Genomic DNA, 14,805 nt, shown 5'->3' on the forward strand with positions numbered 1-14,805 from the left:
TCGCGCCTGACGGCGCCGCCACGCGGACGGCCGCTCTCTCGCATCCAGCTGACCCCTGAACGGGTCACAGGAACTGCCCAGGGCGCATGGGTACCGTCGCCCGCCTATGACGGGTACAGGTGTAACGGTGGCAGACAAGACGAAACAGACGACGGGCGGCCGCTTGGCCGCGCTGGACGGTCTGCGCGGCATCGCCGCGGTGGTCGTCCTGCTCCACCACGCCATGTACACGAACCCGGACTTCCCGGGCGCGCCCGGCACAGGATCCGCGCCGACGGGCTCCGCGATGTGGTGGATCAGCTACACGCCGCTGAAGCTCGCGACCGCCGGTGTCGAGTCGGTCATCGTCTTCTTCGTGCTCTCCGGGCTGGTGGTCACGCTTCCCGTGATCCGTCACCGCGGCTTCGACTGGGTCGCCTACTTCCCGCGCCGCGCCGTCCGGCTTCTGGTGCCGGTCATGGCGTCCGTCGTGCTGGCCGCCGTCTGGGTGATGGCCATCCCGCAGGTGTCCACCCAGCCGAAGGGCACCTGGCTGAGCAGCTCCTCCACCCCGAACTTCAGCTGGGAGTACATCGTCAAGGCGTGGGACCTGCTCGGCGGCGACGGGCAGATCAACAACCCGCTCTGGTCGCTTCGCTGGGAGCTGCTGTTCTCGCTCGCCCTGCCGATCTTCGCGGTGGCGGCCCTCGCCGTGCGGAAGTGGTGGATGGGCGGCCTGGCCGTCGCGTGCGCCCTCACCTACCTCGGCGTGCACGCGGACTCCGGTGCGCTGCAGTACCTCCCGGCGTTCTTCGTCGGCGCGGTCATCGCGGTCCGCTTGGAGGCGGTGCGCAACGTCGCCGACCGGATCAACACGCACTGGTACCGACACCCGCTGTGGGCCGGGCTCACCGTGGCCAGTCTGCTGCTCCTGATCGCTCCGTGGCTGGTCGGGCCGAACGTCGGCGAGATCCCCGAACTCGAGCCGGTGCTGAAGGGCCTGGTGCCGCTCGCCGCGGCCGGGCTCGTGGTGGCAGCGCTCGGCTGGAAGCCGCTCCGCGCCGTGCTCGACACGCGCCCCGTGCAGTTCACCGGGACCATCTCGTTCAGCCTGTACCTCGTCCACGTGCCGATCCTGATCTTCAGCACCTACCTCTTCGCGGACGAGCCCTGGTACGTCCCGCTGCTGTTCGGCATCCCGGTCGCGGTCCTCGTGGCCGTCGGTTTCACCTGGCTGATCGAGAAGCGCAGCCACGGCTGGTCGAAGGCCGTCGGCAACTGGGCGTCCGACCGGTACCGCACCTGGTTCGGTCGCGACGAGGAGGCCGAGGAGCGCCGGTCCGGCGACCAGGGCGAAGTGACCGGCGGCGGCCGGGCGGTCGAAGCCGGGTCAGCGCGAAGCGCGCGACGGTAGCTCGGCCGGCGCCGTCGGTTCCGCTGACGCCGCGACCGCGCCGGAGCGACGCTCGAAGGCGCGAGCAACCGTGGCACCGAACAGCTTCGACAGGGTGTGGGATCGCTTCTCGACCAGCTGGTAGAACAGCGTGCCGACGATGAGCGCCACCGGGATGGCGAGCGCGGCCACCTTGGTCGGCCCCCAGTCGCGCAGGGCGTAGCTCAGCGTGACGATGATCGGGACGTGCACGAGGTACAGGCTGAAGGAGATCTTCCCGGCCCAGCGGAACGGCTGGTGAGAGAGCAGGCTCGCAAGCGGCCGCCATTCCAGGCAGCAGATCAGCAGTCCGAGGGCGGCGAGCGGCTGGAGCGCGGTGAGGGCGAGCGGCACCACCCCCGGCCCGACCATCCAGTGGGCGATCAGGAGCAGAGCGGACCCGATCAGCGCGAGAAGCCACACCGCCCAGCCGAGACGCCAGCCGGAGACAGTGGCGCCCAGGCGGCGGATGCGCGGGAGCAGCACGGCCGCGACGACGCCGAGGAAGAATGGAGGGAGGTAACGCAGGCCGTCCGCCCCGGAATCCACGCCCAAGAAGACGGTCGCGGTGGCGACGAGCAGGATGAGCGGCCACACCCGCCGCAGCCAGACGGCCAGCCCGAGGAAGAGCGGCAGCATGACCGAGAAGGCGACCTCCCAGTAGATGGACCACAGCGGGTTGTTGAGCAGGTGGTACGTGCGGGTGGGGTCGAGCTGGCCGATGAACGTCTCGACGCTCAGGTCGGGTACCGAGGTCGTGGCGACCCAGCCGCTCATGGCGTTGGCGACGATCTGCGGGACGAGCAGGGCGAGGGCCGCGGCGAAGACCAGCGAGCACACCACCGGAAGTCCGATCCGGACGATCCGGCGTGGGTAGTACGCCATCCAGTCGAAGGCCCGCGGAGACAGCACGGGCAGGCTCAGCACGAATCCCGAGAGCACGAAGAACACGACCACCGCCTCCGGGCCGGCGGTGAACAGCTTGAGCGGCGTGTACGTGAACCACCAGGCCAGGCTTCCGGCGGCCGGCCCGGAAGACCCGGGTACCGGCACGTACGCCCCGGAGATCGCCGGGTTCAGCAGGGAGGCGTGGTGGGCGAGCACGATCAATGCGGCGATGCCGCGCAGGCCGTCGAGCGACGTCATCCGGGCGGATGGGAGGGAAGGAGTTGGCATGAGGAGAAGGGGAGGTGCGACGGAGTGGTCGGAGCGAGGTCGTCGCTCAGAGGTCGGCGTGCAGCTGCCAGACGCGTTCTGCCGAATCCCGCCAGCTGAACGCGCGAGCGCGATCCGAGGCTAGCACGCGCAGTCGGGCGCTCAACTCGGCGTCTGACAGCACACGGCCGATCGCGGCTGCGAGACGCTCGGCATAGGGCTCGTCGTCCTCACCCGGTTCCGGACGCTCGACGACGACACTCGCACCCGCGGCGACCTCGACGAGGGCGGCGTCGTTCGAGTGGATGACGGGCAGGCCGAACTTGAACGCCTCGACGATCGGGAGGCCGAACCCTTCGGCGACGCTCGGGTACACGAACAGGGTGGCGCGGTCGAGGGCGACGGCAAGGTCTCCGTCGTCGAGGCGGCCGAGCGGCCGCACGCGGTCCTCCGGAAGCCCGGCCGCTGCGGCGACCCCGGTCGCGGAGCGCTCGCCGACGCGGTCACGGCCGGCGATCAGCAGGGGGATGCCCTGTGCCTCGGGTCGGGCGATGGCGCGGATCAGGGGAGCGATCCCTTTTCGCGGCTCGACCGTCCCCAGTGTGAACGCGTAGCGCTCGGGGAGGCCGAGGCGCTCCGCGCGCTCGTCGGCGTCCGGCGGCAGGCGCAGAGCGGTCGCAGGAGCCCCGCCGATGACGCGGATGCGATCGCCGAAGTCGAGGAAGTCGCCGAGCCGGTCGGCGACGGCGTGGGTCGGAACGACGATCGCGTCCGCGTGCTTCCTGGCTCGTTTCGCCATCGTCTTCGTCCAGATCGTCGCGGCGGAGCCAAGCGATTCGGGATGCGTCCACGCCAGGGTGTTGTGGATGGTGACCGCGATCTGCTGCGGAGTGTCCAGCTGCACGTGCTTCCGCAGCGGCGCGAGGAGGGTCGGAGCGTGCAGCATCCCGGGCGGGCCGCCCACCGAGAGGCCCGACTGCCAGGCCAGGGCCAGCTCCCGCCGGGCGAGAGGCAGGCGCGTGACCGCGGCGACGCCCGGCAGGCGGTCGCGGACCGCCTGCACCTGCTCGTCGCCCACGTTCGAGATGACGGCCTCGACGACGCAGTCGCGCGGCGCCGTGGCGATCAGCTGACGGGTCAGCTCCTCCGTGTACCGGCGCGCGCCGCCAGGCTCGTCTCCGACGAGCTCGTCGACGATCACACGGAGAGTGGTCATTCCGCGAAGAGGCCTTCTGTCGTCGCCGCGGCGAGGGCGTCCTCCCATGGACGCAGGGGGGCGAGGCCGGCGCGGGCCCAGCCGTCGTGGCCGAGCACCGAGTATGAGGGACGCGGAGCCGGCCGGACGAAGGTCGAGCTGTCGGTGGGCTTCACGCGCTCCGGGTCGAGTCCGGCCTGGGCGAAGACCGCACGGGCGAACCCGTACCAGCTCGTCTGACCCGAGTTCGTGCCGTGGTACACCCCCGCCGGGGCGTCGCTGTCGAGGAGCGCGACGATCTGCGCGGCGAGGTCGCCGGTCCACGTCGGCTGGCCGAGCTGGTCGTCCACCACGCTGACGGTCTCGTGGCTGCCCGCGAGCTTCACCATCGTCTTGGCGAAGTTCGGGCCGCCGGCCCCGTAGAGCCAGGCGGTGCGCACGACGAACGTGCCGTCGGGATGCGCCGCGAGTGCGAGCTCCTCGCCCGCGGCCTTCGTGCGGCCGTAGGCGTTGATCGGGTCGCGCGGGGTGTCCTCGGCGTACGGCTCCGTCGCGTGGCCGTCGAAGACGTAGTCGGTCGAGACCGTGACGAACCGTGCGCCGTTGCGTGCGGCGGCGATCGCCAGGTTCTCGGTGCCCAGCGCGTTGATGGCGTAGGCGTCGTCCTCGTGCGTCTCGGCGTCGTCCACCTTGGTGTAGGCGGAGGCGTTGACGATCACGTCGTGGCCGACGGCGGCCGCCAGCACGGCGTCGCGGTCGGTGACGTCGAGGTCGGCACGGGACAGTGCCGTGACGTCCCGACCGGCCAGAGCCTTCTGCAGGTCCTGGCCGAGCATCCCGGCCGCGCCGGCGATGAGGATGCGCATCAGTTGTCGAGCGCGGCGCGGGCCTTCAGCGGCTCCCACCACGCGCGGTTGTCGCGGTACCACTGCACCACGTCGGCGAGACCCTGCTGGAACGGCACCAGCGGCTCGTAGCCGAGCTCGGACTGGATCTTGGAGATGTCGACCGAGTAGCGGAGGTCATGGCCGAGCCGGTCGGCGACGCGGTCGACGTACGACCAGTCCTTGCCGGTGGCGTCGAGCAGCAGCTGGGTGAGCTCCTTGTTGGTGAGCTCGGTGCCGCCGCCGATGTTGTAGATCTCGCCCGCGCGGCCGTTCACGAGCACCATCGCGATGCCGCGGGTGTGGTCGTCGACGTGCAGCCAGTCGCGGATGTTGTTGCCCTCGCCGTAGAGCGGGACGTGCTTGTCGTCGATCAGGTTCGTGACGAAGAGCGGGATGACCTTCTCGGGGAAGTGGTACGGCCCGTAGTTGTTCGAGCAGCGCGTGATCGAGAGGTTGAGCCCGTGCGTGCGGAAGTAGCTGCGCGCGAGCAGGTCGCTTCCGGCCTTCGACGCCGAGTACGGCGAGTTGGGCTCGAGCGGGCGGTCCTCCGCCCACGAGCCCTCGGCGATCGAGCCGTAGACCTCGTCGGTCGAGACGTGCACGAAGCGCTTCAGGTTGTTGCGCAGCGCCGCGTCGAGCAGCTGCTGGGTGCCGAGCACGTTGGTCTCGACGAAGATGGAGGCGTCGCGCACCGAGCGGTCGACGTGCGACTCCGCCGCGAAGTGGACCACCGCATCCACCGTGGGGAACAGCTCGTCGAGCAGGCCTCCGTCGCGGATGTCGCCCTTCACGAAGGTGTAGCGGGGCGAGTCGGCCACCGGCGCCAGGTTGGCGAGGTTGCCGGAGTACGTGAGCGCGTCGAGCACGACCACCTCGGCGCCCTCCAGGCCCGGGTAGGCATCCTGCAGGGTGCGACGGACGAAGTTGGAGCCGATGAAACCGGCGCCGCCGGTGACGAGAATCTTCATGGGGATGTTGGGTGCCTTCTCCTACGATGGTCGCGAGCAATCCTAGCGAAAGTGTTCCCGGGCCACCTGAGACTCTGCAGCGCACCCCACGACGACTTGGAGACCGATGACCCGCCGCGTCGACCTGATGGACATGCTCGCGCTCTCGCGCGACTTCCTGCGCGACCCCGCGAAGCGGCAGGCGCTGCGGGCCGCGGCCGCCGCGTACGACGCGCAGCGGGGGGCTCAGGACGCGCCGGAGCCCGCCGTCGTCGTCGAGGAGACGCCGGCCGCGCCCGCCCGCCCGTCGTCGCCGTATCGCGGGCTGACGCCGTTCTCGGAGTCGTTCCTGCACTGCACCATCGCCGACGCCGACGCCGCGCTCGACCTGGTGCTGCCCGAGCTGCATCCCGACGGCATCTTCGCCGGGGTGAAGACAGCGCTCGAGTTCGCCGCGGGCCTCGCCCGGCGTCTCGGCCTGCCGGTCCGGATCGTGCTGCTCAAGCCGACGGACCAGGCGGACGCGATCCGCGCGCGCCTCGACGCGTTCGGGATCGGCGACGCCGCCATCGTGTCCGGCGACGAGATCGACTCCGCGACGTTCACGCGGGCCGACCTCTGGGTCGCGACGCACTGGTGGACAGCGCACGCCCTGGATGTCGCCGCGCGCACGGGCCGGATCGCCGCGTCCGACGTCGTGTACCTCATCCAGGACTACGAGCCGGGGTTCGTGGGCTGGTCTACGGACTCCGCGGTGGCCGAGTCGACCTACCGGGCCGGGTTCACTCCCGTGGTGAATTCGACGCCGGTCGCCGCCTACCTGGCCCGCAGCGGAGCGACCGAGGTGGATCCGGGCTTCGTGTTCGCGCCCTCCTTCGACCTCGACGCGCTGAGGGAGACGGCCGAGGCGCGTCGCCGGGCGGACACCGTGCGCATCTTCTTCTACGGCCGCACCGCGCGCCCGCGCAACATGTACGGGCTCGGACTCGCGGCCCTGCGGTACGCCTCCCGTCGCCTGGCCGCCGAGGGCATCCCGGCGTCGTTCGTCATGGCCGGTGAGGACGGCCCCGATGTCGACCTCGACGGCGCCACGCTGGCCAACCGCGGCGTGCTGACGCGCGACGACTACTTCGCCCTGCTCTCGGAGGTGGACGTCGGGCTGAGCCTGCAGGCCAGCCCGCACCCGAGCCACCCGCCGTTCGACCTGGCGATTTCCGGGGCCGTGTCCGTCACCAACGACGTGGACGGCGCGCGCGGCGGCCTCCACGAGCGCCTCCGTGCGGTCGAGGCGCGACCGGACGTGCTCGGGGAGGCGCTCGTGACCGCCGCCCGGCAGGCGCTCGCCGAGGAACCGGGGGAGTGGGCAGCGCCCGCGGCCCTCGGCCGTCCCTTCGGCGAGGTCGTCGACGCTGTCGCCGCGGCGCTCGGCGCCCGATCCGGCCGGCGCGCCCGGCCCGTCGAGGTCGAGGCACCGGTGCCCGTGAGCGAGTCCGTCCCGTACCGGCCCGCCGCCGGTGCCGACGATCGCACCGCCGGGTCGACCACCGTGACCGTCGACCCGAGCCGGGGATCCGGCGACTCGTGGGCGTCGGAGGCCAACCGCCTGCTCTCCACGGTCTCCACGCGCCACGCGCTCCTTCTCGACCCCGCCGTCCGGCTGGACGACGACGCGGCCGCGGAACTGCTGCGCGTTGCGGTCTCGACCGGCGCCGCGTTCGTCCAGCCCGTGATCGTACGGGAGTCGGGGACCGTCGTCGACGCCGGAGCGGTCTTCGCCTCACGCGGCGCCCCGCCGCTCCGGCTGTTCGAGGGGCACCTCCCCGCCGACCTGCCCGCGGGCGAGTCCCTGCCCGCGCGGGTGGTCGTCTCTCCGGCGGTGCTCGTCGACCTCGCCGTGTTCGACGGGTTCGCGCCCGGAGCCCCGGCCGACGTCGCGCTCGCCCGGGCCAGCGTCGGGAGCGGCGCCGTCGTCGCCCTGCGCGCCCGCGCCGAGATCGCCGACGCCGACAGCCGCAGGCTGGCCGCATCGCCCTCCAGCCGTACGGCCTGGAGCGGGGTGCCGAGCGAGAGCCTGGTCGAGCCGACGCCGTCGGCGGTCTACGGGCATGCCGGCCTCGCCCTCGTCGGACTGGCGGGCGATCCGGTGCCCGACCTGCGCCGCCGCATCGTGCGCAACGACTTCGACGATGTGGCGCGCCGCGCCCGGCCGATCCTGGTGCGCGAGCCCGAGCAGGGGACGGCCGACGCATCCCGTGCGCTCCGCTGGTCGATCCGCAGCGGCGCGCCGCTCGGTCCGGAAGGGCGCGTCTGGGGCGACACCTACTTCGCGGAGGACCTCGCCGCGGCCCTGCGCGAGCGCGGGCAGCAGGTCGTCATCGACACCCGGGAGTCGATGGTGCGGCCGGACTCCGACCACCTCGACGACGTGTCGATCGCGCTGCGCGGGCTGTACCGGCTGCCGACCAATCCGGCGGCCGTCAACATCCTCTGGGTCATCAGCCACCCCGAGCTCGTGACGCTCGACGAGATCGAGAGCTACGACCTGGTCTTCGCCGCCGGGCCGCGCTGGGCGGAGCGGATGGATGCGCTGTCGGCGGTCCCCGTGCGCCCTCTGCTGCAGGCCACTTCGCCTGCCCGCTTCAGCCCGGAGCGGTCGGACCCCGCGCTGGCCTCCGACGTGCTCTTCGTCGGGAAGACGCGCAACGTGTTCCGCCCGGTCGTCCGCGACGCCGTCGAGGCGGGCGCCGACCTGGCGGTGTACGGCGACGGCTGGGAGCGGTTCATCGATCCGTCGCACATCCGGGCGGAGTTCCTGGACAACGACCGGGCCTCCGCCGCCTACGCCAGCGCACGGATCGTGCTCAACGACCACTGGCACGACATGGCGGCGGAGGGATTCCTCTCCAACCGCTTGTTCGACGCGGTCGCGAGTGGGGCGCGCGTCGTGACCGATCCGATCGACGGCCTCGAGATCTTCGGGGGTGCTGCCCGCGCCTACACCTCGGTGGACGAGCTGCGCGGGCTGATCGGCTCGGACGCCGGCTGGCCCGACCGGGAGGCGATGGTCGGCATCGTCGAGAGTATCCGGCAGCAGCACTCGTTCGGTGCCCGCGCGGACGTCCTGATCGAGGCCGCCCGCGAGACGGCGCGGGTGCTCAGGAGGCCCTTGCTAGACTCCTCGGGTGCAAATCCGCGAGCTCTCCATCCCTGACGCCTACGAAGTGACGCCGCAGCAGCATGCGGACGACCGCGGCGTCTTCTTCGAGTGGTACCGCTTCGATCGGCTGGAGGAGGCGGTCGGGCACCCCCTGAACCTGCGCCAGGCCAACAGCTCGGTCTCCAAGCGCGGTTCGGTGCGCGGCATCCACTTCGCGGACATCCCGCCGAGCCAGGCGAAGTACGTCACCGCCCCCAAAGGCGCGGTCCTCGACTTCGTCATCGACATCCGCGTCGGGTCTCCGACATTCGGGAAGTGGGACAGCGTCCTGCTCGACGACGTCGACCGCCGCGCGATCTACGTGGCCGAGGGTCTCGGGCACTGCTTCGTCGCACTCACGGAGGGCGCGACCGTCAGCTACCTCGTCACCGACACCTACAACCCGACCCGCGAGCACGGCATCAACCCCCTCGACGCGGACATCGCCCTGCGCTTCCCGGACGAGGCGGGCGAGCCCCTGCTCTCTCCGAAGGACACCGACGCCCCCGGCCTGCACGAGGCCGCCGAGGCGGGGCTCCTCCCGACGTGGGAGGCCGCACGCGCCTTCTACGCGTCACTCGACCAGGCAGCGAACCAGGGAGGCAAGTAACCCATGCGCGGAATCATCCTCGCCGGCGGATCCGGCACGCGGCTCTGGCCGATCACCAAGGGCATCTCGAAGCAGCTGATGCCGATCTACGACAAGCCGATGATCTACTACCCGCTGTCGACGCTGATGATGGCGGGCATCCGCGAGATCCTCATCATCACGACGCCCGAGTACAACGAGCAGTTCCAGGCGCTGCTCGGCGACGGGTCGTCGCTCGGCATCCGGCTCGAGTACGCGGTCCAGCCGTCGCCGGACGGCCTTGCGCAGGCCTTCATCATCGGCGAGGAGTTCATCGGCGACGAGTCCGTCGCTCTTGTGCTCGGCGACAACATCTTCCACGGCGCCGGCCTCGGCTCGTCGCTGCGCAACCACAACGACATCGACGGCGCGCTGATCTTCGCGTACCACGTGAGCAACCCGAGGGCATACGGAGTCGTCGAGTTCGACGACAGCTTCACCGCGCTCTCCATCGAGGAGAAGCCGACCTCGCCGAAGAGCAACTACGCGGTTCCCGGCCTCTACTTCTACGACAACTCGGTGGTCGAGATCGCCAAGACGATCACGCCGAGTGCGCGCGGTGAGCTGGAGATCTCGACTGTCAACGAACGTTACCTCAACGCCTCGAAGCTGCAGGTGCAGGTGCTCGACCGTGGCACGGCGTGGCTCGACACCGGCACATTCGAGTCGATGATGCAGGCGTCCGAGTACGTGCGCGTGATCGAGGACCGCCAGGGCTTCAAGGTCGGCTGCATCGAGGAGATCGCCTGGCGTGCCGGGTGGATCGACGACGAGCAGCTCGCCGAGCTGGCCAAGCCGCTCGTGAAGAGCGGCTACGGCACGTACATCATGGCGCTGCTCGCCGCGGAGTCCTGAGCCTGCTCAGGCGGTAACGGCCCTACCGGCCTATTCGGGCCGTTCGGGCGCCCGCCCACGGAGGCGCGCGACCCACTCGCCGGCCAGGCGCAGGGGAGCGGTGACCCGCCACGAGGAGCTCGCCTCCATGCCCGCGATGCGCTTCCGCAGGTCGGCGGTGATCTGGTTGCGCTGCGAGATGACCCCGCGGACGCGGTCCGCCGCCGGGTAGGGGGCACGGACATAGCGCACCAGCGGTTCCAGGGTGGTCGACCAGTGCATCCGGCCGGCGAACGCCCGGACGTTCTCGCGGATCCGCTCTCGCTCCGCGTCGTCGAACAGCACCTCGCCGAGCGCGGCCTCCAGCGCCTCCACGTCCTGCGGCGGCACGACGCGTCCCAGCCCGTTGTCGCGGATGAGCGGCGCGAAGGTGTCCCCGTCGGTGGCGACGACAGGCAGGCCCGCCCACCAGTAATCGAGCACCCGGGTGCGGAAGCTGTAGGCCGTCTCGATGTGCTCGAGGTGGGTGCTCACGCCGAGGTCGGCATCGAGCAGGAAGTCGGCGCGCTGGTCGTAGGGCACCCAGGTCTCGTTGAAGAAGACCACGGAGTCGGTCAGGCCGAGCTCGTCGGAGAGGCGGCGCGCTGCGCGCTCCATCTCCATCTGCGGCACGTCCGGGTTCGGGTGCTTCACACCGAGGAAGAACAGCCGAACCTCGGGGTGGTCCTTCGCCAGCCGGCCGACCGCCGAGATCAGCGTGAGCGGGTCGAACCAGTTGTAGACGCCACCACCCCACAGGATGACCTTGTCGTCCGCTCCGATGCCGTCGACGACGCCGCGGATGCCGTGGGCCTTCTGCACGGGCGGGGCGTCCTGGATGCCGAACGGCGCGACATCGAGCAGATTCCGGAGGGTCGGGTCGGCCGCGTACGTGGCCGGGTTCACCCGGGTCATCGCCGCGAGCTGGCCGAGCCAGAAGTCGCGCTGCTTCTCGGAGGCGCAGACCATGAAGTCGGCGCGCTCGATCTGGTCGTTCATGACCTCGACGGAGTCGACGGAGGAAGCGTAGTAGTCGGCCTCGGGGAGGTCGCGGCCCTGCTCCAGCCACTCGAGGTGCACGGGGTCGTAGATGTCCGCGACGATCAGCACGTCCATGGCCTTCAGCCAGGTGTGCGTGCGGAGGATGTGGCCCTGGATGATCACGACGTCCGCCCATTCCGCGTGGGGCTTCAGGGCGTCCTGTCCGGCGTGGACGATGGTGAACTCGGGCGAGGTGACCGTAGCGCCGACCGTTGAGGCGAGCCGTACCTCTCCGACGGCGCTGAGCGCCTGGGCGACGTGCCACGCCCGGATGGCCGGACCCGCCATCCGCTCGCCGATCGTGTCCGGTGTCACGATGAGGATGCGTTTCGCGCGATTCTCCATCAGTCGGTCGTTCCTCTCATCGGGTGACCCACCACTGCCGGACGCGCAGGCCGACCCACAGGACCACGCGAACAGGCAGCAGGTACCAGCCGGTGTATTTTCGCGACAGGTAGCGGTACGCGCTCTCGTGGTGGACGGCCTCCATACGTCGGGAGGCGGTGCTCGTCGAGTGGGCCCCGGTGTGCACGACGCTCGCGGTCGGCGCGTAGAGGTTGGCCCAGGCGGCCTTGCTGAGGCGGGCGCCCAGGTCGACGTCCTCGAAGTACATGAAGTACGAGGTGTCGAAACCGCCGATCTGCTCGTAGGCGTCGCGGCGCACGACCAAGCAGGCGCCGGAGAGCCAGCCGACCGGGCGAACCGCGTCGCTCTCGTAGTCGACCCCGCGGTAGCGTCTCGTCCACGGGTTGCCGGGCCAGATGCGGCCGAAGATCGCGTGACCGACCCCCGTGCGGAGCGAGGGGAGGCTCCGGGCGGACGGGTACACGGTGCCGTCGACGTTGAGGATGCGCGGCCCGGCGGAGCCCGCGGCCGGCCGTTCGCGCAGCACACGCACCAGCTCGTCCACCGATCCGGGGGAGAACTCGACGTCCGGATTGGCGATGACCAGGAACTCCGCGTCGGGCGATCCGTGCCGGACGCCCTCCTCGATCCCGCCGCCGTAGCCCAGGTTCTCGTCGAGGGCCAGGAACTCCGCGCCGAACTCGGCGCACGCCTCCCGCTCGACGGTCGCGTCGGCCGAGGCGTTGTCGACGACGACGATCTCGGCGGGCTCGGCGGTCGCCGTCCGTGCCGAGCGCAGGAATGCGCGCAGCACCTCGCCGGTGTTGTGGGTGACGGTGACGATCAGGACGGAGGGGGAGTCGGCTCCGGGCATCTCAGCGCAGGGCCTCAGTCGTCGACGATCGAGAAGGTCGGCTTGGCGTACAGCATCCCCACTGTCGACGGGTCCTGAGCGACATCGAAGCTCGTCGCCTGGGGGAGGTCGGCGAAGTGGCGGCCCGTCGGGTCCATCAGGGACACGTTGACGAAGTACTTGCCCGGGCCGAACTGCGGCTGCTGCAACCGTAGCTGCAGCGTCTGCGGACCACTCGACGCGGGCAGCTCCGTCCCGGCGCGCGGCGTCGAGGTGCCCAGAACGACCTGGCCCATGGCGTTGTCGATCTGGACGCCGCAAGTCCAGCCCTCGACGGGCTGGTAGTGGTCGATCTGCATCGTGATGAGGAGGTCGTCGTCGCGCTCCAGCGGGGAGCCGACGGTCTTGCCGTCCGGCTTCGCGGAGACGACGTTGATGCGGGCCTCACGCTCCGGAGCCGTCAGGCGGCCGTTGGCGTCGACCTCCGTCACGCGGCGCTCCTCGAGGATGTCGCGGAACTGGGACACCGCGTCGCGCGGCTCCCCGTCGAACACGATCTCGCCCTGGTTGAGGAGGATGGCGCGGTCGCACAGCTCGATCACCTGGCTGAGGGTGTGCGTCACCAGGATGATGGTGCGCCCCTCCTCCTGGAACGAGCGGATCTTGTCGAGGCACTTGCGCTGGAACGCCTCGTCGCCGACAGCGAGGACCTCGTCGACGAGCAGAAGGTCGGGGTCGGTGTGCACGGCGACGGCGAAGGCCAGCCGGACGTACATACCGGAGGAGTAGAACTTCACCTGCGTGTCGATGAAGTCGCCGATGCCCGAGAACGCCACGATGTCGTCGAACCGGGCCTCGGTCTCCGCGCGGCTCAGCCCCATGATCGAGGCGTTGAGGTAGACGTTCTCGCGGCCGGTCAGGTCGGGGTGGAACCCGGCTCCCAGCTCCAGGAGTGCGGCGATGCGGCCGCGCCGGCTGACGGTCCCGCTCGTCGGGTCGACGATGCCGCCGATGACCTTGAGCAGCGTCGACTTGCCGGAGCCGTTATGACCGATCAGGGCGACGGTGTGACCGGCGGTGATGGTCGCCGAGACGTTGCGGAGCGCCCAGAACTCCTCGCGGTGCTTCCGGCCGCGGCCGAAGGCGACGAGGCGCTCCTTGAGCGAGTTGTCCTTGCGCAGCACGAAGCGCTTGGAGACGTCGTCGATGACGACGATCTCCGGCGAGCTCTCCGCGGTGCGGGGCTCCGGGCGGGTGGTGAGTTTGTCCGTCATACCGTGCTTCCTAGAGAGCCTGCGCGAAGTTGCCCTGGAGGCGCTGGAAGACCCGCTGGAAGGACACCAGCAGCACCAGACCGATGACGAAGGCGATGCCGAGGCGCAGAGCGAGGCCGGCGGGGTACTCCGCGGTCGCCTGGCCGCCCATCCAGAACGCCTTCTGGAAGCCGAGGACCGCCAGCGTGATCGGGTTGTCGGTGTAGATCTCGAGCGCGAGACCCGGGCCGAGGATGCCCTTCACCATGCTCCAGGAGTAGACGATGGGGGAGGCCCAGAGCAGGAGGAGCAGCAGCACCTCGACGAGGTACTGGATGTCGCGCAGGTAGACGTTGAGGGCGGAGAGCAGCAGGGCGAAGGCCGTGCCGTAGACCAGCAGCACCAGCAGCGCCGGGAAGAAGTAGAAGAAGTCGGGCGACCACGGGAAGGAGCCGAGGATCGCTGTGAAGATCAGCAGGATCCCGAGCTGGATGGCGAAGTTGAACAGCGCGGAGCCGACGCTCGCCAGCGGGAACACCTCGCGGGGGAGGTACACCTTCTTGATCAGTCCGGCGTTGCCCACGATCGACGCGGTGCCGCCTCCGATGATCTCGCTGAGGAGGCCGTAGGCCGTCAGGCCGGTGAAGACGTAGACCGCGAACTCGGGGATGCCGCGCTCGGCCGACAGGAACTTGCCGATGACGATGTAGTAGATGAACAGCTGCGTCAGCGGACGGATCAAGGTCCAGACGAAGCCGAGGGCGCTGTCTTTGTAGCGGGACTTCAGGTCGCGGCGGACGAGCAGCGAGAGCATCTCGCGGTGCGAGAAGATCTCCTTCAACGCGGCGATCGACCGTCGGCCGGTGGGCGAGGCGGCTCCGACCGGCGCCAGTTTCTGGCGGGAGAGAGCCTCGAATCGCGCCTGGGCTGACATGCACTTCTTTTCGTCGGGGGCGGGGGACCTCGCAAGTATAGTCGGCCGCTCCCGGACCCGGCCGTGCGCCGCCTGAGTGCCCGGGAC

12 protein-coding genes are annotated in these 14,805 nt (G+C 70.4%); 4 read left to right on the forward strand and 8 right to left on the reverse strand.

Annotated elements, in window-relative coordinates; genetic code table 11:
* Positions 1-127: 127 nt before the first annotated feature.
* The gene (locus ABIC47_RS09180; protein ID WP_354479610.1) at positions 128-1,393 is read left to right on the forward strand and encodes an acyltransferase family protein; all 1,266 of its coding nucleotides are present in this window, start codon (positions 128-130) and stop codon (positions 1,391-1,393) included.
* Here the strand turns inward: ABIC47_RS09180 and ABIC47_RS09185 are convergent.
* From ABIC47_RS09185 to rfbB, 4 genes are all read right to left on the reverse strand, one after another.
* On the reverse strand, positions 1,370-2,557 hold the full coding sequence (locus tag ABIC47_RS09185; protein ID WP_354479613.1) for an acyltransferase family protein: 1,188 nt from the start codon (positions 2,555-2,557) through the stop codon (positions 1,370-1,372). The genes ABIC47_RS09180 and ABIC47_RS09185 overlap by 24 nt on opposite strands.
* 76 nt (positions 2,558-2,633) lie before the next feature.
* Positions 2,634-3,782, reverse strand: coding sequence for a glycosyltransferase family 4 protein (locus ABIC47_RS09190; RefSeq protein ID WP_354479616.1), 1,149 nt, complete (start codon positions 3,780-3,782; stop codon positions 2,634-2,636).
* On the reverse strand, positions 3,779-4,627 hold the full coding sequence (gene rfbD / locus ABIC47_RS09195; protein ID WP_354479619.1) for a dTDP-4-dehydrorhamnose reductase: 849 nt from the start codon (positions 4,625-4,627) through the stop codon (positions 3,779-3,781). The genes ABIC47_RS09190 and rfbD overlap by 4 nt, the downstream gene beginning before the upstream one ends.
* On the reverse strand, positions 4,627-5,616 hold the full coding sequence (gene rfbB, locus ABIC47_RS09200) for a dTDP-glucose 4,6-dehydratase (RefSeq protein WP_018190037.1): 990 nt from the start codon (positions 5,614-5,616) through the stop codon (positions 4,627-4,629). Before rfbB ends, rfbD begins: the two co-directional genes overlap by 1 nt.
* A gap of 106 nt (positions 5,617-5,722) precedes the next feature.
* Here rfbB and ABIC47_RS09205 point away from each other — a divergent pair, with 106 nt between their 5' ends.
* The 3 genes from ABIC47_RS09205 to rfbA are packed head-to-tail and all read left to right on the forward strand — an operon-like array spanning position 5,723 to position 10,274.
* Positions 5,723-8,806, forward strand: coding sequence for a rhamnosyltransferase WsaF family glycosyltransferase (locus ABIC47_RS09205; protein ID WP_354479623.1), 3,084 nt, complete (start codon positions 5,723-5,725; stop codon positions 8,804-8,806).
* The gene (locus ABIC47_RS09210) at positions 8,778-9,401 is read left to right on the forward strand and encodes a dTDP-4-dehydrorhamnose 3,5-epimerase family protein (protein ID WP_089874802.1); all 624 of its coding nucleotides are present in this window, start codon (positions 8,778-8,780) and stop codon (positions 9,399-9,401) included. Before ABIC47_RS09205 ends, ABIC47_RS09210 begins: the two co-directional genes overlap by 29 nt.
* 3 nt (positions 9,402-9,404) lie before the next feature.
* Entirely contained in the window at positions 9,405-10,274 is an 870-nt protein-coding gene (gene rfbA / locus ABIC47_RS09215; protein WP_020075432.1) for a glucose-1-phosphate thymidylyltransferase RfbA, read from the forward strand.
* Between the two features lie 30 nt (positions 10,275-10,304).
* Here the strand turns inward: rfbA and ABIC47_RS09220 are convergent, their stop codons facing one another.
* Genes ABIC47_RS09220 through ABIC47_RS09235 form a run of 4 tightly spaced genes read right to left on the reverse strand, consistent with a single transcriptional unit; the run spans position 10,305 to position 14,718 of the window.
* Positions 10,305-11,678 carry a glycosyltransferase family 4 protein gene (locus ABIC47_RS09220; protein ID WP_354479626.1) on the reverse strand — a complete coding sequence of 458 codons (1,374 nt, stop codon included), beginning with the start codon at positions 11,676-11,678 and terminating at the stop codon, positions 10,305-10,307.
* 16 nt (positions 11,679-11,694) lie between these two features.
* A complete protein-coding gene (locus ABIC47_RS09225; RefSeq protein WP_089874806.1) occupies positions 11,695-12,552 on the reverse strand; it encodes a glycosyltransferase family 2 protein in 858 nt (285 codons plus the stop codon).
* 14 nt (positions 12,553-12,566) lie between these two features.
* Positions 12,567-13,805, reverse strand: coding sequence for an ABC transporter ATP-binding protein (locus ABIC47_RS09230; RefSeq protein ID WP_354479629.1), 1,239 nt, complete (start codon positions 13,803-13,805; stop codon positions 12,567-12,569).
* A gap of 10 nt (positions 13,806-13,815) precedes the next feature.
* Positions 13,816-14,718: an ABC transporter permease gene (locus ABIC47_RS09235; RefSeq protein WP_020075428.1), complete on the reverse strand. Its 903-nt coding sequence runs from the start codon at positions 14,716-14,718 to the stop codon at positions 13,816-13,818.
* Between the last annotated feature and the right edge of the window lie 87 nt (positions 14,719-14,805).

The sequence above is a fragment of the Leifsonia sp. 563 genome (genome assembly GCF_040545055.1).
In the GTDB taxonomy this organism is placed as follows: Bacteria; Actinomycetota; Actinomycetes; order Actinomycetales; family Microbacteriaceae; genus Leifsonia.